The following is a 20,701-nucleotide window of genomic DNA, read 5'->3' on the forward strand; positions in this document are numbered from 1 at the left end:
GGATTCCGATGCCTCTGAGGATTTAGGGGATATGGACCTCGCGGGATTTGATGAAGCGACCGATGAGAAAGCGATCGCTATGCCGAATCCGTTCGGGGAATCCGTGGCGGATGACCTGGGAGACCTCGATTTAGGCGGGTTGGACTCAGACTCCACCGCCAACGATGACCTAGCCGACCTCGATCTGGAAGGATTTGGAGAATCTAGCGCCAACGATGACTTGGGGGATTTGGATTTAGAGGGATTTGGAGACTCAAGTTCTGACGATGACCTCGGGGATTTAGACCTCGGTTCGTTAGGAGATGATGACTCAGAAGATGCGTTTGGGGATGTGGATTTAGATGCGTTAGCGGATGAGATGGACTCTGAAGATGATTCAGAAATGTCTGATCTCTTGAAGGACTTGTAAGCGACTAATTCAGCACCAACAATTAAGACAGGAGAATCAATTCCATGACTGTTGCTCCATCTGAAGCGCTCACCTTTGAGTGTGAAACCGGCAACTATCATACCTTTTGCCCCATTAGCTGCGTGGCGTGGCTTTACCAGAAGATAGAAGATAGTTTCTTTTTAGTGATTGGCACGAAAACCTGTGGCTATTTCCTCCAGAATGCGATGGGGGTGATGATCTTCGCTGAACCGCGTTATGCGATGGCGGAGTTGGAAGAGGCAGATATTTCGGCGCAGTTGAACGATTATGAAGAGTTAAAACGGTTGTGCTTACAAATTAAGCGCGATCGCAACCCTAGCGTGATCGTCTGGATCGGCACCTGCACCACCGAAATTATCAAAACTGACCTTGAGGGTCTCGCACCCAAACTGGAAGCAGAAATCGGCGTTCCCATCGTCGTAGCGCGTGCCAATGGCTTAGATTATGCCTTCACCCAAGGCGAAGATACCGTATTGGCGGCAATGGTCCAACGTTGTCCCGAGAAGGTGGAAAAAGAGGAAGAAAAACAAGAACGCAACGCCATTCAGAAACTGCTTAACTTCGGTAAGCAAAAAGAAGAAGTGGTGGCAGAAGAAGCGGAATATGCGAATCATCCTCCGTTGGTGCTGTTTGGGTCCTTACCGGATCCGGTGGTGACGCAACTCACCTTAGAACTGAAGAAACAAGGGATTAAAGTTTCGGGATGGTTGCCATCGAAGCGCTATACCGAACTCCCGGCGATCGCTGAAGGGGATTATGCCTGTGGTGTTAACCCCTTCCTCAGTCGCACCGCTACGGCATTCATGCGCCGCCGTAAAGCTAAACTGATTGGCGCACCCTTCCCGATCGGTCCCGACGGTACCCGCGCCTGGATCGAAAAAATCTGTTCCGTCTTCGGCATCGAACCCGTCGGACTAGAAGAACGGGAAGCCCAAATCTGGGCCAGTTTGGAAGATTACATCCAACTGATTCGCGGTAAATCCGTCTTCTTCATGGGAGATAACTTGCTAGAAATCTCCCTAGCGCGCTTCCTAATCCGCTGCGGCATGACTTGCGCGGAAATTGGCATTCCTTATCTGGATAAACGCTACCAAGGACCCGAACTCGCCTTGTTAGAAAAAACCTGCCACGAGATGGGAGTTCCCTTGCCGAAAATTATCGAAAAACCCGATAATTACAACCAATTGCAACGGATTCACGAAGTGAGACCGGATCTCGTCATCACCGGAATGGCCCACGCCAACCCCCTAGAAGCACGAGGAATCAGCACCAAATGGTCGGTTGAATTTACCTTCGCCCAAATTCACGGATTCACCAACGCCCGGGATATTTTAGAGTTAGTCACTCGTCCCATGCGTCGGAATAACTCCATGAAAGACCTTGGTTGGGACCGCTTAGTGAAAGAAGAAGCCCAAGTATAATCTCGGGTCTAATTCATTTATCACTTAAAAAAAAGGGTGGACTAATGCCCACCCTTTTTTTATTTTTCCGATGTTCGTAGTAACGACTTCATACCAAATCCGGTTGTCAAAAGTCGGTTTTCTCTTCAGCCCGCGCAGGCGGGCTTTGTCCGTGTAGACCCACCCTTGAGGGTGCGGGTTTTTATAGACTTAATGAATTGCCCCACAGTGTTTTAAAATAAATTAATTAATGATGCCCTAAAATCACGGCTCAAATTTATCATCAAATAACCAAGTTTGTTGCCCATTATCCCAAACTAAATTAATCCGATTTTTCAGATCATCAACCAGTCTTCCATCGTTCATCAAATACTGTAACTGCACATCCACGATCGCCTCTCGTTCCGTCTGGGCGATCGACCGCACATTTCCCACCCGAATCTCGGCCACACTCTCCCACCATTCCACATAATCCGCAAATGTACCCGCCTTGGTTTTAAAATTAGGAGAAAGCTTACTCCAAGTTGTATTATACTGGCGTTGATTCAGATTGGTATAATAATTGATAATAAATTGTTTCGGGTCAATTTGACTCAACGATTCTGAACGAGCCGGTACAGCTTCCAACCCCTTCAAGGCATCAGGAGTTTCGGGGGAAGACTTTTGCGGTTCTGGGTTCGTTTGGTCGGGTTCAGCGGCAATATTTTCCGAGGAATTCGTTGCCACTTGAGGACGAGAAATCCACAGTCCGAGAAAGACAAACAGACCGATGATTGTTCCTATAATCCCAGCTTTTTGCCAATCACCCAGACTAGAAGATTTAACCACAGGGGATGATGCAGTGGGACTCGCCGCAACGAATACAGGTGCAGGCACAGGATGAACAGGTGATGGGGATGCGATCGCCGGGGGTATCCCATACCCGGGTAGCGAACATGGAGTTAACGCATCCAACATTTCTCGGGGACTATGAAAGCGATCGCGGGAATGGGACATAATCGCCTTGTCCAAAACTGTTGCCAAACTTGGACTAATTCGCGGTGCATATTGTCGCCAAATCACCTCCCCCGTATCATGATTTATCGCCAATTCCTGGGGCCATTTTTCCGTGAGCAAATAAATCGCCGTCAACCCCAAACTATACAAATCACTGGAGTACACCGGACGTCCTGCTGCTTGTTCGGAAGGCATAAATCCGGGAGTTCCAATCACAATCGAACTGGTACCGTTTCCCGAAGAATTCATCACCGTCCCCATTGTTTCCTTCACTGCCCCAAAGTCAATCAAGATAGGAATTCCATCACTTTTGCGCAGCATAATATTATCCGGTTTAATATCCCGATGGACAATCCGTTGACTATGAACAAACTCTAACACCGGCAACAAACTTATCAGGATTTCCCGGACCGAACTTTCGCTCATTTTCCCCTGATTTTCAACCCGATTGGTTAGGGTTTCTCCTTCTATCCATTCTTGGACCAGATAAAACTGACTTTGTTCTTCAAAATAGGCATATAACCGAGGGATTTGTCGGTTTCCTTCTCCTAATGCTTCTAAAATTGCTGCTTCTCGGGCAAATCGCTCATTAATCAGTTGAAAGATTTGGGGATTGGCGGTGACAGGTTTGAGTTGTTTGACCACACAGCGCCGTTCTGAAGGCATTTGGGTATCTTCCGAGAGGAAAGTTTCCCCAAATCCACCGGAACCCAGTTCTCGGATAATCCGATAGCGATTGTTTAGGATGGTTATTTTGTTCATAAGTATGTAAAAATTAACAAAAGCGATATTCCAAATAAAATTTACTGGCGCTATTCTTCCCGCATGGTTGGGAATCCCTTCTGTTTTTTCATCTTAATTTTATTGATCTTGATTTTAATTTTACCCACCTCTTTCCTACAAAGTAGAGAATTTAGAGGTGTAAACCAGAGTTCCATGCAACTGATTGTCCATATAACTGCACAGATAAATAAATGAAATTATTACTCTATTTTCTCGAATGTCCTCAATCATCTTAAGCCATTTCTATTTTGAAAATCCAAAATATATTGGACATTTTCTTGCTCCAGGTTAGACAATAAATTATTGGGAAAAATATCAGGATCGTAAATGGGAATATACCAGGGTTGGCTATTAAAATAGCTTTGTAACGCTTGATTATTAAAACGGCGACCATGACGAGCAAAAATACCATTCCGCATGATGTCAAGTTGAAAAGCTGTTTTTCCGACTAAATCGGCATCGGTTACTCGTCTAACAGATAACCAGGAGTATTCATCCGTTTGATTTTGTATTCCTCGGGAGTCAAAGGGAGGTTGGTGAGTAGAAGCGTTTAAATTTGGATTTTCTGTAACTGTAAGGGTCTCCGATGGAGGAGGTAATGCTGCTGTGGAAGGTGAAGTAGTTGGCGCTTCTACTGTTGTTGGTTCTGAACTGGGTGGCGTAGATTTGTGAATGGCAAATCCGATCAGGATAGATGCACCAATTAATCCTCCCGTGATCGCACTACTAATCAAGATGGGTTTGGATGAGTCTCGGGAATTAACTAGCGGCGTTTGCGAGTTACTCCCACGGGGAGATATCGCTACAGTGGGGTTCTCTGCCAATGATAACGCAGCAAGGGTAGGAGCGTTGGAAACTGGCGTAGCGATCGCCGAGAGCATTTCTCCGGCACTATGAAAGCGATCGCGGGAATGGGACATAATCGCCTTGTCTAAAACTGTTGCCAAACTTGGACTAATTCGCGGTGCATATTGTCGCCAAATCACCTCCCCCGTATCATGATTTATCGCCAATTCCTGGGGCCATTTTTCCGTGAGCAAATAAATCGCCGTCAACCCCAAACTATACAAATCACTGGAGTACACCGGACGTCCTGCTGCTTGTTCGGAAGGCATAAATCCGGGAGTCCCAATCACAATCGAACTGGTGCCGTTTCCCGAAGAATTCATCACCGTCCCCATTGTTTCCTTCACTGCACCAAAGTCAATCAAGATAGGAATTCCATCACTTTTGCGCAACATAATATTATCCGGTTTAATATCCCGATGGACAATCCGTTGACTATGAACAAACTCTAACACCGGCAACAAACTTATCAGGATTTCCCGGACCGAACTTTCGCTCATTTTCCCCTGATTTTCAACCCGATTGGTTAGGGTTTCTCCTTCTATCCATTCTTGGACCAGATAAAACTGACTTTGTTCTTCAAAATAGGCATATAACCGAGGGATTTGTCGGTTTCCTTCTCCTAATGCTTCTAAAATTGCCGCTTCTCGGGCAAATCGCTCATTGATCAGTTGAAAGATTTGGGGATTGGCGGTGACAGGTTTGAGTTGTTTGACTACGCAGCGCCGTTCTGAAGGCATTTGGGTATCTTCCGAGAGGAAAGTTTCCCCAAATCCACCGGAACCCAGTTCTTTAATAATCCGATAGCGATTGTTTAGCAGGGTTAGTTTGTTCATGTATTTTTTGACATTTTGTCAAAATTAGATTGAATTTATGGCATGAATTTTGGATTTAAAAATTATCAAATTCGATAATTTTCTTAACCTTTACTCATTCATTCTCCGATATATGTGTAGAGATATTTCAGGAAATATCTTCCAGTCATTCGCAAAGGCCGGATCATCGCCAAAAATTGCTAAAATATAGGCTGATTTCCCATCTTGGGTGGCAATGTAGGCAACTTCCTGGCGCGAAGTAGAGGTCCAGCCAACTTTTGAAGCAACGTAGACTTCTGATATCGGTAATAGCTCACTCAAAAAGCCTTGCACTGAGTTGTACTGTTCTTGTTGCCAAACTTCCGGGCGTAAATCTCTTCTCAATAATTGCATCATGTTTTCGCTGGCTTTCTGGGAAACTGCTTGCCTATTAACAATTTCATACATTAACCGGGCCACCTGTTCACTACTCATTTTATTCCGCAGGGGATTTTCGGGATTTCCTCTCATTCTCAATTCAAATCCTTGCGGTTCATCAAGTTTTAAATAAGGAATGGGAAAATTTTTCTGGCTGATATTGATATTTTGATAACCGGCTTCTTGGAAAAACCGATTAACCCACTGGCGTTGGTTTAACCATTGCTCATAATTTTCTGAGTTTTGGAATTGAGATGTGGTATCCGTGAGTAAATCGACAATACGACTAGCAGCATCATTGTCAGATTTTTGCACCATTTTACAGAGATTGTTTTGGCATTGTTCTGTAGAAAATACAGTATCTTCTGGCAAAAGTTTTTTTTCAACCTGGGCGTAAAGGGCTACCATCCAAAATAATTTAGCGAGACTGGCCGGATATCGTAAGGTTTGCTCCTGATATCCCGCTACTTTTCCTGTTTTGTCATCGATTAAGCTGATTGAAAGGGCTGAAGTTGGCAAGCCTTTACTTTCCGCTAAATCAATAGCTTCATCAACGATTAATTGCAATTCATCGCTGATTTGAAACCGAGGGTTTTTGTTAATGTTGTAGACCAGTTTTACATTTTGTAATCGCTTGCTTGGGGGTAAACTAGAAACAGAACTGGATGAAGTATTTGTTGAAGATGTTGAGGGAGAAATAGAAAGGGGTTCTGGAAGTTCTGAGGATGACAAAGGTCCTGGACCATCCGGTGACAAGTAAACTACAGAACGCAAATTTCTTAGCTGCATGGTTGCTAAACCCGCAAGCACTATCACTAAAACGACTATTAAAACCTTGACAGTAAAGGGTAAGTTAGATAATTGCTCCCACCCAGTTTGGTCATCAGGTTCTTCATAGATTGAATCGTTTTTGTGTCTGTTTTGATGGGGGATAACTACTGAGGAAACAGCAGGGTCACTTTGCAAAACGGTCTGCTGATTGATAGCCCGATTTTGTAATTGAGCATTTTGATGTTTGAGGTGAATGTTCTCCCTGCGTAATTCTTCAATAATTTGGGAGGCTCGATCTAGTTCATTTTCTAACTGATGAATCTGTTGGTGATGTTTTGGAAATTTCGATCCACTTGGGTGACCCACTTGCTCCCCCTCTTTATAAACTCTCTGTAAAGAACGGCTGTTTTGGTTAATAATAATTACTGATAATCAGCAATTTTCCACGTCCCATTGACCAACTGCAAGGTATAGCGGACTTTATCGGTTGAAAATTTGCTTTGCTCTGGATCGGCGCGGCCATTTTTGTACAGGGTGCGGTCTTCGGTAACAAAAACCTCCAGACTGGCGCGATCGCCATCGGCAGAAAATCGTTCGACAGATTCTACTTTCCTCACCCCATATTGATAGTAGGCATTATTATTTTCCAACCACGCAATTGGACCATCAGGTTTGATTAAATCTGCATAGAGTACACCCGTCGTTAACTCAGCCGCGAGTTGACGACTGTAAGGCGGTGCAAACATCCGGTCCTTGGCGTACAACCAATTATTAATCAAACCAACTGCTTCTTGTGAGGTAATTGAGGGAGTGGAAGGAGTTGATTGACTGGGAACAGGTGCGAAATTACTACTCGTTTCCGGAGTGGGAGATGATCCAGAATTCTCAGTTTCCGAGGAAGCGGTGGCATTTGTGGGGGTAGGTTGGGGTCGGGTGATCCAGAGTCCAAATAAGACAAAAGTACCAATGATTCCGCCGATAATCATCGCCTTTTGCCAATCTCCCATGCCGCTGCTGCGGGTTGTATCTACAGGTTGTGACGTAGGAGGAGAAACAACCGTCGGGGGTTGATTATTCGGGGGAGGTGCGGAAACGGTAGTCACAGGAACTCCATAGGCAACTGGGGGAACCGATGCTACCGTAGGCGGGACTGGTGCCACGGCGACTGCTGGGGAACTAGAATTTCTTGCCTCTAAGGCATCTAACATTTCTCGGGCGGTATGAAAGCGATCGCGGGGATGGGACATAATCGCTTTGTCCAAAACTGTTGCCAAACTTGGACTAATTCTGGGTGCATATTGTCGCCACACAATCTCCCCTGTATCATGATTCGTTTGCAATTCTTGAGGCCATTTTTCCGTGAGCAAATAAATCGCCGTCAACCCCAAACTATACAAATCACTGGAGTACACCGGACGTCCTGCTGCCTGTTCTGATGGCATAAATCCGGGAGTACCAATCACAATGGAACGGGTCCCGTTTCCCGAGGAATTCATCACCGTCCCCATTGTTTCTTTGACTGCTCCAAAGTCAATCAAAACGGGGGTTCCATCGGAGTTTCGCAAAATGATATTATCCGGTTTAATATCCCGATGGACAATCCGTTGACTATGAACAAATTCTAAAACGCGCAGCAGACTGACGAGGATTTCTCGGACTGTACTTTCGCTGAGTTTGCCACCTTTTTCAACCCGATTAGTCAGGGTTTCTCCTTCTATCCATTCTTGAACCAGATAGAACTGACCGTCTTCTTCAAAATATGCATACAACCGAGGAATTTGGGTATTTCCTTCTCCCAATTCTTCTAAAATAGCTGCTTCTCGGGCGAAGCGGTCTTGCAGGAGTTGAAAGATTTGGGGATTGGTTGTAACGGGTTTGAGTTGTTTGGCAACGCAGCGCCGTTGGGTGGGCATTTGGGTATCTTCTACCAGAAATGTTTGCCCAAATCCACCCGCGCCGATGTCTCGAATAACTTGATAGCGATTGTTCAGCCTTGTTGGGGTCATCATAAAGCGGCTCGCCTCGTCAGACTTTTTCTGAGCATATCATGACTGTCTGGTTCGCTTGAATTTTGTTAATTAATCTTTAAGAATGCTCTTGGGTCTTTGGTCATTTGTCAGGGTTTCTTAATTAAAGGGATTAGCCCGTAAATTTACGGACAGCAGCTAGAAAGATTCATGGGATTGAGTTTTGGCGATTTTGTCAGGTTTTTTGATTTACGGACAGCAGCTTTTCTCTGCTGTCCGTAAATCCTGGATCCTAGTTTTATAGTCGTGGATTTACGGACAGCAGCTAGAAGTATTCAGGAGAGAGACTTTTGATTATTTTGTCTATATTTTGGGTTTACGGACAGCAGGGGAATGGGGGGTTCTTGGTCTTTTGTCCTTGGGGATAGGTTGCAGACAGTTGGGAAAGGCGCTTGCTGCTTTGACAGTTGACAGTAGATAGTGGACAGTGGATAGTGTTGATAGTAGACGGTAACTATCCAAGGACCAAGGACCAAGGACCAAGGACCAACCCTAGAGAGTGGACAGTGGATAGTGTTGATAGTTGATAGTAGACGGTAACTATCCAAGGACCAAGGACCAATGACCAATGACCAACCCTTCACCACCAAGGACGAATGACCCATGACCAATCCCCCCGGACAACAAACGGTTTTCAATGTCAATCCCTATCTGGAACTGAATAATCATGGCAAGGTGATGCGTCTGGAATTGACGGACAGTCGCCATGTGTTTGGACGCGATCGCGGTTCGGGTGCGGATTTGCTGGTTCCCTCGGATTGGCAAATTATTGGGCGTGCTCATGCGGTTCTGTCCAAGGTGGGGAGTGAATATCACATCTATGATGGCGATGGACAGCGCCCGAGTACCAATGGGTTATTTATCGATCGCACTCGGATTACCCCCAAGGAAGGGTTTCTGTTGCAAGATGGGACGCAAATTCGCATTGGTCAAAATCCTAAAGACCAAATTTTACTCACTTATATTAATCCGGCAAGTGCGGGTACGCCGCCGACAGTGCGATCGCTCTCCTTAGCGGGGCGATCGGTCGTCTTGGGACGAGACCCGGCCTGTAATCTCCAACTGGATGCGCCGATTGTCTCCCGTCGTCATGCAGTGATTGATAATTATACGATAACAGATTATAGCACAAATGGCGTATTTGTCAATGATCAACGGGTGAAAACTTCCCACCGTCTCACGGATGGCGCGACGATTCGGATTGGTCCGTTTACCTTGTTACTTCGGGGAGATGAGTTACAGGTCCTTGATCGCGGCAGTCAGATTCGCTTGGATGCGGAGGGGTTGGTCCGTGAGGTGAGAGATGGGCAAAAAGTCAAGCAGTTATTAAATCAGGTGACCCTGGCGATCGAACCGGGACAGTTTGTAGCATTGGTGGGAGGGAGTGGTACTGGAAAGTCTACCCTGATGCGAACTTTATTGGGAATTGATCCAACAACTCAGGGGCGGGTGTATATTAATGGGGATGATTTACGGACGACGTTTAATATTTATCGCACTCAAATCGGGTATGTCCCCCAGGATGATATTATCCACGGACAGCTTACAGTCAGAGAAGTGCTGACTTATGCGGCGAAACTACGCTTGCCACCGGATACGGATGTAGAGACGGTGGTGAAAAAGACCCTGGCAGAAATTGAAATGGGCGATCGCGAAACCGTAGTGGTGAGTCAACTGAGTGGGGGTCAGCGTAAACGGGTGAGTATCGGGGTGGAATTACTTGCGGACCCGAAATTATTCTTTTTAGATGAACCGACTTCGGGACTTGACCCGGGATTGGATAAAAAAATGATGCAACTGTTGCGAAAGTTGGCGAATCAAGGGCGCACGATTGTATTAGTTACTCATGCAACAGCGAATATTAAACTCTGCGATCGCGTCGTCTTTATGGGACGGGGGGGACATCCCTGTTATTTTGGTCCTCCCGATGAAGCGTTCCAATTTTTCCGGATTAATTCTGGTGATTTTGCCGATATTTATAACGAACTAGAACAAGGGGAGGTACACGCAGCACAATGGGCTAATATCTTTCGCCAGTCCCCCTATTATCGCAATTATGTCGAAAATCATTTGAGTACGGGCAAAGGGTCGGCAGTTGCCCCACCCAGTCAAGTCAAACCCTCCGGTTTCCAGCAGCTTTCTCTCCTGACTCAACGTTATTTTAAATTGGTGCAACGAGACCCAATTAACTTAGGGTTGGTGTTATTAACGGCCCCCATTGGCATTAGTTTAATTACTTTAGCAATCCGAGACAAAGACCCATTAATCGGAGAACCAGAAGCGACTTTAGCCCCTTTAGCCCTCCGGGTTTTATTTGTCTTCACCTGTGCGGCGATTTGGATTGGACTCTCGACTTCTTTACAAGAAATTGTCAAAGAAGGGCCGATTTATATGCGGGAACGGTTAGTCAACTTAGGGCTATTTCCCTATTTAGGGTCTAAACTCTTGATTTTAGGGGGATTAGCCCTGCTACAAACCCTGCTGATGGTAGCGGCGATTTTAATTGGATTTAAAAGCCCGCAACCCGAGTTAATTCCCTGGGCGATCGGCGTAGGAATTAGTACAATTTTGACTTTGTTTACCAGTATGAGTCTGGGGTTGCTGGTTTCTGCATTGGTTAAAAATAGTTCTCAGGCAAATAGTTCTTTACCCCTGTTATTGCTGCCGCAAATTATTTTTGCGGGGGTATTATTTAGCATGGAAGGGGTGGGACGAGTGATTTCTTGGGTGATGCTGAGTCGTTGGTCCGTGGGGGCTTATGGTTCATTGGTGAATGTGAATGCAATGGTCCCCGAAGCGACGGTTTTGCCTGATGGAACGACCATGCCTTTGCCCTTTGAACCCACCGCTATTTATGAGCCAACTTGGGCTAATTTGGGGTTAAATTGGGGGATGTTGTTATTGCACGCTACGGTGTATTTAGGGTTAACTTTGTGGGTGCAGAAGCGTAAGGATATTTTTTGAAAACGATTTGGTGTCGTTCTCTTAGTTCATAGTAACGACACCAAGTCGTTACTACGAACATGGGGAAGTTATAGGCGACTGGTTTGTTCGATCGCCCAGGTGCCGGTTTCCTCATTCCAGATTAGGGACATCCGGAGGGTTTCATCGGAAATTGTCCCATCTTGCATGGTATAGGTTAATCCGGTGTCTACAATGGCAGAAAAGGGGGTACTGGCGACGACATTAACATTATTCACATTAACGCTTCCCACCGTATTCCACCAGTTGGTGTAAGTATTATAATCCCCAGATTCATTAGCTTGAAATCGCGGATCGAGTTGGTTCCAGGCTTGGGAATAGTTGCGGTTATTAATATTAGCATAGTAGTCGCTGATGGACTCTTCCGGAGTCGGGCGATCGCCGACTGGTTCCGTGGGTTCGGGGGTACTATCCGGCAGTTCCGGTTCTGAGGGTGGCGTCTGATCCACCGGCGTTTCTGGTTCCTGCGGGGGAACATCCACGGGAGGCGTTTCTGGTTCCTGCGGGGGAACAACCACGGGAGGCGTTTCCGGTTCCTGCGGGGGAATCACATCTACTGGAGGCGTTTCCGGTTCCTGTGGGGGAATCACATCTACTGGAGGCGTTTCCGGTTCCTGCGGGGGAACAACCACGGGAGGCGTTTCCGGTTCCTGCGAGGGTGGGGAAATAATCGGAGGAGTTTGAGTCGGCGGTGGAGTATAGGGGGGCACAGAAACCGGCGGGGGATTGTTGGCAGGGGGTGTAGCAATCGGCGGATCTGAGGATTTTCTGTCTTGGGCAATCCCAAATCCGATGAGAAAGGATATCCCTAACACTGCCGCAGCAATGCCGACTGCCCGGGGGGAAATACCCGGTTGAGGTGATGATTGTCGGTAGGGGGGAGGAGGGGTTACCGGCGCACGATTTGCCGGGGCGACGGGGACTGTCGCCACTTGAGAAGGGGGTACGGGCGCACGATTAGGCGGGGCGACGGCGACTGTCGCCACTTGAGAGTTGACATTAGGTTTTAAGGCATTTAACATATCTTCGGCGGTGGGAAAGCGATCGCGCGGATTAAACCGAGTGGCGCGATCGAGAACCATCGCTAAACCGGGACTTACCGTGGGTGCATAAGACCGCCACAGAATCTCACCTGTTGCCGGATCGGTGGGGAATTCCTGGGGAATTTTCCCCGTGAGCATATAAATCGCCGTCAGTCCTAAACTATACAAATCGCTGGAATACAAGGGTCTACCGGCAGCTTGTTCCGCAGACATAAAACCGGGACTACCAATGGCGATCGAGTTTGTCACTCCCCCGGAAGAACTCATCGCCGTTGCCATCGTTTCCTTCACGGATCCAAAGTCGATCAGGACGGGTACATCCTCCCCCGGGGAAAAGCTGCCTGGATTCGAGGGCCGTAACATAATATTATCGGGTTTAATATCCCGATGGACAATCCGGAAACTATGCACATAGGCGAGGACCGGCAGAATGTTCATCAACAGCGATCGCACCTGTGCCTCGTTCAGGGTCCCCAAAGTTTGGACCTTTTTAGTTAAAGTACCCCCCTCAATCCATTCTTGAACCAGATAAAATTGTCCCTCTAATTCAAAATAGGCAAACAACTTAGGGATTTGAGCATTTCCATCCCCCAATTGCTCCAAAACGGCTGCTTCCCGCGCAAATCGTTCTTGTACCATCTGATAAATCGCGGGATTGCCCGTCACGGGTTTGAGCTGCTTAATGACACATCGGCGTTTTGAGGGCATTTGAGTATCTTCTGCCAAAAAAGTTTGGCCGAATCCACCCATCCCTAATTCTTGAAGGATACGATAGCGATTATTGAGCAGTACCGAGTTCATGGAATTTGACAGAGTAGGGGCTAGAACGACAATCACAGAGTCGGTGTAAATAATACAGCATAACCCTGGATTATTTTAAGTCTAGCAAACCACTTTCTTTGAGTTTTGGATTAAAGCGAATTGCCTCTTTAAGTCCCCGGGACTCCAGGACTGCTAACAAATCCGCTTCGACACGGCGTGACACCTGTTTTAAGAGTTTCATCTGGGCGAGTTCGTCGATGGATTTTTCATATTTTTCCCGTTCTTCATCGGTCATCAGGGGTTTAACATCGATCGCCTGAGTCCATTGCCCTTCATTCGGACCATTTCCGGGAGGCATCTCGCCATTTTCGGCAATCCATGCGGCTCGGATTTCTTCTAAAATTGTCCGACTCGGGCGCTCAATCGTTTGTGCTTTAATCCAATAGCAACAATCCGGTTTTCGCATCAAGTGCTGTTTCAAACTCAAGGCAATATCTCGGGAATATCCAATATATTGGAGAGTTTTGGGTTCATCAAAAATGGCATAGACTCCGACTTTACCCGTGAAATCACTGTTGCAGTTTCCCGCCTCATCAAGATAGGGTAAAAAGTCGAGAGTAGATAGGGGTGAAATCTCCGGCATGAGTAAGTTTTCCAGAAAAATTTTCTTTGATGGTGACGGGAGGGAACACCGGCGATCGGTGCCGGGGCGTTCCCCCGAGGGATGATCCCCAGGGTTTAGGGATGATTCTAACTCAGCTTACGATAGACCACACATATCCGGCTGGGGTTAAAAATTTTGGCTTTAAACATAAAGTTTGGAGGGACATTAATTATAAGGTAATCGTCCGATTCATGATAGGATTCAAACTCTGGAGGCATTCCCTTGGGAGTCTGTTCACTATAGGGAACAGGCTGGAACATTAATTCAGTAAACTCTACTTGAGAACACTGGGCAGCCCGAGCCACCTGCTGAACAAACTCCGGGCTATTTAATAATTCAAATAGAACGGATTTGGCTTCGGGGTTGAGGGTAAAGCTGCCCCCAAAGTTTTGAACAATTTTAAGACCCATAAGAACGGCTGGTAATAAAAACAACTGAATCGAGCTTGAGCGAAACGCCGGGATGCTCCGGGACCCTTGAAAGGGGGGGACGCCCTTAACCCTTAACCTATCTTATGGCAAGTGCTCCCCTTTGGGCAGGAGTTGTGGAGGGTTGGGGGAGATTAATTGCGGAGTAGCGGGGGATTTTGGTGATTTTAACTTTTACAATAAGAACAGAGATTGAGAGTAGAGAGGTTGTCTAAGGTGAGTGCAGCAAAAAGTTGGATCTGCGATGGAGTCCCGAAAAATGGGCAGCATTATCCGAATTGTTCCGGCCCCCACCCTCCCGAGGAAAACCACACCCCAGATTGTATGATTTGTGGGTTACCTCGGGAGGCAATCACGGGGAAAAAGTCTCCCCAGGGCAGTAAAACGGTCCTGTCAGGAGGCAGGGGATCGAACCTGCCTGGGTTAGTGGCGATCGCCCTGCTGGTGTTGTTACTGGGTGCAAGTGCCTGGTATTTCTTGGGACGAACTCGTGAGCCCGAAGTTGTCGAGAGCACTTCTGAGACTGTTGCCCTCTCACCTGGGGCAGCCGACCCTTTAGCCAAGGTGAGTCAAACCGCTGTGAATGCCGAACTCATCAGTCAGGGAGAAAAGATTTTATTCAATCCCGGGGTTAATTTTTCCCAAAAAACAGCCGGGGCGACTGCATTTAGTCAAGATAACTGGACTGAAGCTGTAACTCAATATCAACAAGCCGTACAAGCTGACCCCAACGACCCTGAAGCGAAAATTTATTTTCACAATGCGCGGGCTAAACAAGCGGGAAATCCCCTCACTATTGCGATCGTTGTCCCCATCTCGGCGAGTGAAAATTCGGCGAAGGAAGTATTGCGGGGAGTGGCATTACAACAAGAACGGTATAATAATGCTCCCCAACTACCAGGGCGATTATTAGAAGTGGTAATTGTCAATGAATCCGAACCGGGAAAAGCTCCTTCCCTAGCGGAAGATTTGATTCAATCGCCCAATGTTTTAGGGGTGATGGGACATGGTGTAGATGCGGCATCTCGGGAGGCGATCGCCCGCTATGAACGCGCCCAATTAGCCGTTTTATCCCCCATTAGTACCAGTATTTCTAGTACCGTTCCCGGTCAATCCATTCTCAAAACTATCTCCCTGGCTCAAAAAGCCAATGAGTTATTTGCTAACTATTTAGAAGGAGTCGGCAAAACCCTCGCCACCTACGCCGAGCAAAAAGTTTCTTCCCCTGCCGTCGTGGTCTTTTATAACTCAGATAGTCCCTACAGTCAGCAATTAAAAGATGCTTTTTCCGCTGCCTTGATGCAAACCCCGGGTCAAGTGGTGAAAGAGGTTGATATTACCCAAGGGGGATTTAATCCGGGAACTGAAGTGAGTGATGCAGCGCAACTCGGGGCTAATGTAGGAGTTTTGGCACTGAGTAAGAACAAAGTAGAAACCGCCGTGGCGATCGCCCAAGCCAACGCCAACGCCGGAACCCCTCTCACTCTCCTCGGGGGAGATGAATTGTATAATCCCAATATCCTCAAAGATGGAGATGCCGCCATCAACGGCTTAGTTCTGGCTGTACCCTGGCGCTGGCAAGAAGGAGATGCTTTCGCCTCACAAGCGACCAATATTTGGCAAGGGAGAGTCAGTTGGCGGACTGCCACCGCTTATGATACCACCCAAGCCCTAGCCAATGCCATCACACAAAAACCCACAAGGGCCGAAACCTCACAATTGCTGCAAAATGGCATTGCGATCGCCGGAACTGCCACAGATTTTAGCCTCTTTGACCGCATCCCCCTAGTTCAAGCCGTTCCCGGGACCAGTGCCGGATATCGCTATCAATTTGAACCCATTTAGACCAGCGATTTTCGCTAAATTGGGACTCAAATTATCACTCAATTACCCGCTAATAATACCATGATTCGTTCCCGTCGTCAAATTTGGCAGTACCCCTTATTTCAAATTCCCTTAATCTTCATGGTAGGCTGTGCCATTGTTGCGGCTTTATCCTGGCTATTAGGATTTGGAAGACCTCCCGTTGCCGTGGCGATCGCGATCGACTTTAGCGACAGCACCTCCGGCATCGTCCGTCAACAAGAAATTGAAGCCGTCAAATCCTACATCAATCAAAATCAAAACCTCAAAAAACCTAACGCCATCCAAGTCTTCGGATTTGCCAGCGAGAGTCAAGCCCTCACCACGGACTTTACCCCCGATAACGACCAAACCGAAACTCAATTCAACACCTCCATACAACAACCGACCCTCGAACAAAAACTCGGAGGCGGAACCAACTTAAACCTAGCGATTCAAGAGACAACCCGCGCCCTAAGCAACATTACAAATCGCTGCCGAGAACTCCTCCTCGTCACCGATGGAATTGCCCCGATTAATGGGACCGTCATCGAGAATGCTCAAGCAGAAAATGTTAAAATCAACGCCGTCATTGTCGGCGGTTCCCACTCCGATGAACTGCAACAAGCCACCCGCTTAACCGAGGGGCTTTATCTATCAGCCGAAGCGAGTAACCTTGAGCTTTTATTTACGCAAACCTTTTTCCGAGATTTTAACAGTAACTTGCGGTGGATCATATTTTGGTTATCCGCAGCCTTCATCTTTTTAATGTGGACCCTCACCCTCCCCTTAGATCGCTGGCTGTTCCAAGGAATCATGGGATTAGACATGACCCTAGCCGGTCAAATTGCCCTCGGTAACGCCTTATTTTGGACCGTAGTCACCCTGATTGCCGTATGGAAAGGATTTGGTATCCCCTTTGGAAACTCTTGCTAATCCGGGCTATGAATGGGTGTGTCGAGCCGATTGCAGAGGGGATGTGGAGTGGCAATGCCCAGCGATTCTACCAAAACTAATCCCGCATCCTCACGCCTCAGCTTATACTTGTAGCACTTCCGCATCCATCGAGCCACAATCCGATGCGCTCAAAGGGTATGATTTGAATACCCTTCGACGACAACCCTCACTTGACCCAAGGTGCCCACTCTTGCTGTTGCTGACGTGCCGCTCGTAGGTAATCGAAGGCGGTGGCATCTACTTCTAAGCGGTCGAGTTCGCCTTCCCACGCTGCCGCTCGTTCTGCTTCGTTCATCGACACGGTTTTGATTTTGCCCCCATACTGCACTTTCTTCTTGCCTTGCAACCGCAGCCGGTCATTTTCCGTGATGCCGTAGCTGACGATGCCGAAATTGTTGGAAATGGACTGATGCTTCTTTCTGGGTTGATTTGTATCGCATCGGGCGCGATTTGCTTGCCTGTAGTGTTCCGCATCATTTTTGATGAGAAAAGATGATATCCTTTTAATAGTTTTTAAAATATCCTGTCTGTTCTATTCGATCTACAATACTTTAGTTTTAATTTGTTTTGGAGAATATTGCAAATGTTAATCCCAGAAATCTCGGACAGCTATCTTTATACAGAAGTAGATTTAGATTATCGCCCACTTCGAGATTTACTTGCCTTACAAGAGTGGAAAAAGGCTGATATAGAAACTCGATCTTTAATAATCAAAGCGTCACCAGAAGGGAAAAAAGGTTGGTTAAATCGTTTAGATGTAATAAACTTACCTAATACCGATTTAATCACTCTAAACAAATTATGGGTGAATTATAGTCAAAAACGTTTTGGTTTTAGTATTCAAAAACATATTTGGTTAAGCCTTGGGGGTAAAATTGATGCTTATACTTACGAAAACTATAAAAAATTTGGTGAGTGTGTAGGTTGGTTTATAAAAGCAGAGTGGCTTCCAAAAGACGAGTTATCAGAAGAAGATGGATTGTGGCTACGTTATGACGCTCTTAATTTTAACATGAATGCCCCAAAAGGACATTTACCTACTGCACAAGATGGAGAATGGTTTGCTGCTTTAACTTCCTTTAAATTTTAGTAGACCGCTTCTCCTATTAGTGAGGTAGAAAACTTTCTAGATGCCCGCTTTCGCGGGGATGAAAGAGCCAGATTAATTGAAGATCTGCTACATGCAAATTATTTTAATTTTTCACTTAATAAATTTGTAGGATTTACGGTTGATTTAAGTCATCTCTAAAAAATACGGTTTTTAGAGATGACTTAAATCAATGTCTTTGTATGGGGTAAGCTGTTTCTACAATTTTAGTGCCTTTATTTTGCCACATTTCTATCTCATAACCACTTTGGGGATCGAGTCCTCGATACTGTATTCGAGTTTCTTCAATGGCTGCGTTCGTTTGCGTCTTAATTTTTTCTCGGTTTTTCCATGCCCGTCGCACAACTCTTTCAACTTGCTGTTCTGTTAAATCGTGAAAAATATTACTACTGTAATTAGGATTTTGTCGTAATCGTAGTCGTGCTACATTTCCTGAAGGATGATGACGATCCATAATATGTTCCCAATCAAAACCACTTGCTGCTGGACCTCTAAAAGTTCCGCTTGCTGTAAAAAGATAAATGATTAAATCTTCAAAATCATGTGCAGGATGACCTGTGTGGCTAGGCAGGTCTGGTTGCGATCCGGCTCCAAAACCTCCCAAGCTAAGAAGCTTTCTTAGCAAGCTTGTTTGTGGTGTATGACCCGTGTGATTGGGAAGCGATGGTTGAGGTCCTTCTCCAAATCCTCCTGGATATTCTGGAGGGCCAGAGTTAACGACAATTCCTGTCAGGCTGGTTGCTGCTAAAATAGCCCCGACTTGCTGACTTATAGTAATTTCTTGGATAGAAGCAAAGAAACCACTCGGATCGACATAATTAACCGGGTTCCCATTCGCATACAAATACTTATGCAGCGTTACCGGCTCATTAAGACGTCCCTCATAAGTATCCCGCCTCGTAAACCGGCCAATCCCCGCATCATAATACCGTTGGCGCAGATAATACTGGTCTAAATTCTCATCATACTGCTCTCCGGCAAAATTTTGTTATTTTAATTAGATAGACGATTCTCCTTATACCACAGGAGCGGGTAGATTTTCAGGATGTAGCCAAATTGCTTTCAAACAATTTTCTTCAAGAACTGCAACACTATTAGAAGCAAATTCAATGGCTATAGCACTTGGTGATTGTTTTTCTTTTTCTATACATACCCATCCCGTATTTGAATTGACAAAAATATCCCATTCTCCAACTCCAGCTATTTGTTCTGAAACTCCCGGTATAATATCTTCCAATTCAACGAAAACACTGCCCGGTATATAATTGGGCGGATATATTTCAGCAAGCTGCCAAGACTGATAGGGGCAGTAGCCCCAAACCTCCAAAACACGACCTTTATGGTCAATACTCAATTGCAAAGTATCAATAACCAAGGAAGTAATTGTCGATCTTGATGAAGGCAAAAAATTAAATGCATAATCTTGTTGAACATATATCAACCTACCCTGCAAAATATCTGGGTTTTGAAACCACTTAAATTTCATCGTCTTCTCCCTACAAAATTAAAGTGCAGAACAGTTTTGGTTTTTGGATCTACGACAAGTTCCCATATACCTTCTCGGCCCCGAAAAGAACCTTCTACATCCCATCTTAACGCACCAGGTACTCCACGTGGATCTGGCACTGGAGTTTTGGCTTTCATAATTTCTTGATAAACAAGTGGCGAGTTTATAAATGGTCTATCTAGTTCTGTAAACCTACCGCCAACTATATCAGTACGAATTGTAAAATCTGATAAATGATTTGCAACAGTTCCAGTTAGACGAAGTTCTTCTACTGAATTCGCAAGCGCTCTAGCATCTATCCTCTTCTGGATTGCTGATAATCCTGAAGATATACCAGAGGCTACATAAGGAAGAGCATAAGGAGCTAATGTTACCGCTAAAGTTATTCCGAAATCTAAAAGCAGATCTTCGACTCCAGAATTACCTCCATTTAGAGTAGCCTGTATAAGGCGTTGTCCATTTTCAATTTGTAAATTGTTTAGAATGTCTCGAATGGAGTTAGCCGTCTGAACTTCTGCAAGAGTATAAAGTCCCGTTGGATCGACATAATTAACCGGATTCCCATTCGCGTACAAATACTTATGCAGCGTTACTGGATTCCCAAGTCTTCCCTCATAAGTATCCCGTCGAGTAAACCGGCCAATACCCGCATCATAAGACCGTTGGCGCAGATAATACTGGTCTAAATTCTCATCATACTGCTCTCCTGCAAATCGATAGTCATTCTCTATAGTACCACCAGAAGAAATGATATTCCCAAACGCATCATAACTGTAAGTATTTGTAACCTCCCCACCTTCATCCGTCAGTATCCTCGTACTACCCAGTCCATCCACTAAGTAGAAAGACTCACTCCCATCCCTTTCCTGAGAAATCAAATCCAGTCCATGCAGATAGTTGACCGCAACAGCATCATCCACATA

Annotated in this window: 16 protein-coding genes and 2 pseudogenes; 7 read left to right on the forward strand and 11 right to left on the reverse strand. The window is 46.0% G+C overall.

Annotated elements, in window-relative coordinates; genetic code table 11:
- Positions 1 to 409: pseudogene (locus tag NG792_RS26505) on the forward strand (hypothetical protein); the annotation flags it as partial.
- Between the two features lie 44 nt (positions 410 to 453).
- A complete protein-coding gene (locus NG792_RS26510; RefSeq protein WP_261199229.1) occupies positions 454 to 1,851 on the forward strand; it encodes a ferredoxin:protochlorophyllide reductase (ATP-dependent) subunit N in 1,398 nt (465 codons plus the stop codon).
- A gap of 243 nt (positions 1,852 to 2,094) precedes the next feature.
- Here the strand turns inward: NG792_RS26510 and NG792_RS26515 are convergent, their stop codons facing one another.
- The 4 genes from NG792_RS26515 to NG792_RS26530 all read right to left on the reverse strand — a co-directional run bounded on the left by NG792_RS26515 (position 2,095) and on the right by NG792_RS26530 (position 8,467).
- The gene (locus NG792_RS26515; RefSeq protein ID WP_261237408.1) at positions 2,095 to 3,588 is read right to left on the reverse strand and encodes a serine/threonine protein kinase; all 1,494 of its coding nucleotides are present in this window, start codon (positions 3,586 to 3,588) and stop codon (positions 2,095 to 2,097) included.
- A 248-nt stretch (positions 3,589 to 3,836) separates the two neighbouring features.
- Positions 3,837 to 5,291 carry a protein kinase domain-containing protein gene (locus NG792_RS26520; protein WP_261237409.1) on the reverse strand — a complete coding sequence of 485 codons (1,455 nt, stop codon included), beginning with the start codon at positions 5,289 to 5,291 and terminating at the stop codon, positions 3,837 to 3,839.
- A 90-nt stretch (positions 5,292 to 5,381) separates the two neighbouring features.
- Positions 5,382 to 6,824, reverse strand: coding sequence for a class A beta-lactamase-related serine hydrolase (locus NG792_RS26525; protein WP_261237410.1), 1,443 nt, complete (start codon positions 6,822 to 6,824; stop codon positions 5,382 to 5,384).
- A gap of 56 nt (positions 6,825 to 6,880) precedes the next feature.
- Positions 6,881 to 8,467 carry a protein kinase domain-containing protein gene (locus NG792_RS26530; RefSeq protein WP_261237412.1) on the reverse strand — a complete coding sequence of 529 codons (1,587 nt, stop codon included), beginning with the start codon at positions 8,465 to 8,467 and terminating at the stop codon, positions 6,881 to 6,883.
- Positions 8,468 to 9,088: 621 nt separating this feature from the next.
- Between NG792_RS26530 and NG792_RS26535 the strand changes: the two genes are divergently transcribed.
- A complete protein-coding gene (locus NG792_RS26535) occupies positions 9,089 to 11,449 on the forward strand; it encodes an ATP-binding cassette domain-containing protein (RefSeq protein WP_261237414.1) in 2,361 nt (786 codons plus the stop codon).
- 68 nt (positions 11,450 to 11,517) lie between these two features.
- Here the strand turns inward: NG792_RS26535 and NG792_RS26540 are convergent, their stop codons facing one another.
- The 3 genes from NG792_RS26540 to NG792_RS26550 all read right to left on the reverse strand — a co-directional run bounded on the left by NG792_RS26540 (position 11,518) and on the right by NG792_RS26550 (position 14,346).
- Positions 11,518 to 13,311 carry a serine/threonine protein kinase gene (locus tag NG792_RS26540; protein ID WP_261237416.1) on the reverse strand — a complete coding sequence of 598 codons (1,794 nt, stop codon included), beginning with the start codon at positions 13,309 to 13,311 and terminating at the stop codon, positions 11,518 to 11,520.
- Positions 13,312 to 13,381: 70 nt separating this feature from the next.
- Positions 13,382 to 13,915 carry a GIY-YIG nuclease family protein gene (locus tag NG792_RS26545; RefSeq protein ID WP_261199223.1) on the reverse strand — a complete coding sequence of 178 codons (534 nt, stop codon included), beginning with the start codon at positions 13,913 to 13,915 and terminating at the stop codon, positions 13,382 to 13,384.
- Positions 13,916 to 14,022: 107 nt separating this feature from the next.
- On the reverse strand, positions 14,023 to 14,346 hold the full coding sequence (locus NG792_RS26550) for a hypothetical protein (RefSeq protein WP_261237418.1): 324 nt from the start codon (positions 14,344 to 14,346) through the stop codon (positions 14,023 to 14,025).
- Between the two features lie 234 nt (positions 14,347 to 14,580).
- Here NG792_RS26550 and NG792_RS26555 point away from each other — a divergent pair, with 234 nt between their 5' ends.
- Together NG792_RS26555 and NG792_RS26560 are read left to right on the forward strand one after the other, a co-directional pair.
- Positions 14,581 to 16,209, forward strand: a complete 1,629-nt coding sequence (locus tag NG792_RS26555) for an ABC transporter substrate-binding protein (protein ID WP_261237420.1) — start codon at positions 14,581 to 14,583, stop codon at positions 16,207 to 16,209.
- A 60-nt stretch (positions 16,210 to 16,269) separates the two neighbouring features.
- Complete coding sequence (locus NG792_RS26560; protein ID WP_261237427.1) at positions 16,270 to 17,142, forward strand: vWA domain-containing protein; 873 nt, start codon at positions 16,270 to 16,272, stop codon at positions 17,140 to 17,142.
- A 187-nt stretch (positions 17,143 to 17,329) separates the two neighbouring features.
- On the opposite strand, the gene NG792_RS26565 is transcribed toward NG792_RS26560, so the two are convergent.
- Positions 17,330 to 17,458 carry a hypothetical protein gene (locus tag NG792_RS26565; RefSeq protein WP_261237429.1) on the reverse strand — a complete coding sequence of 43 codons (129 nt, stop codon included), beginning with the start codon at positions 17,456 to 17,458 and terminating at the stop codon, positions 17,330 to 17,332.
- Positions 17,459 to 17,503: 45 nt separating this feature from the next.
- Here NG792_RS26565 and NG792_RS26570 point away from each other — a divergent pair, with 45 nt between their 5' ends.
- Together NG792_RS26570 and NG792_RS26575 are read left to right on the forward strand one after the other, a co-directional pair.
- Complete coding sequence (locus NG792_RS26570) at positions 17,504 to 17,659, forward strand: hypothetical protein (RefSeq protein WP_261237430.1); 156 nt, start codon at positions 17,504 to 17,506, stop codon at positions 17,657 to 17,659.
- Between the two features lie 87 nt (positions 17,660 to 17,746).
- Entirely contained in the window at positions 17,747 to 18,253 is a 507-nt protein-coding gene (locus NG792_RS26575) for a GUN4 domain-containing protein (RefSeq protein ID WP_261237431.1), read from the forward strand.
- A 187-nt stretch (positions 18,254 to 18,440) separates the two neighbouring features.
- On the opposite strand, the pseudogene NG792_RS26580 reads toward NG792_RS26575, so the two are convergent.
- The 3 genes and pseudogenes from NG792_RS26580 to NG792_RS26590 form a co-directional block, all read right to left on the reverse strand.
- A pseudogene (locus tag NG792_RS26580) lies at positions 18,441 to 19,244 on the reverse strand (RHS repeat-associated core domain-containing protein); the annotation flags it as partial.
- Between the two features lie 42 nt (positions 19,245 to 19,286).
- Entirely contained in the window at positions 19,287 to 19,757 is a 471-nt protein-coding gene (locus tag NG792_RS26585) for a hypothetical protein (RefSeq protein ID WP_261237432.1), read from the reverse strand.
- On the reverse strand, positions 19,754 to 20,701 hold a 948-nt coding region (locus NG792_RS26590; RefSeq protein ID WP_261237434.1), incomplete at its 5' end, for an RHS repeat-associated core domain-containing protein. The genes NG792_RS26585 and NG792_RS26590, both read right to left, overlap by 4 nt.

The sequence above is a fragment of the Laspinema olomoucense D3b genome (assembly GCF_025370785.1).
Lineage (GTDB): Bacteria > Cyanobacteriota > Cyanobacteriia > Cyanobacteriales > Laspinemataceae > Laspinema > Laspinema olomoucense.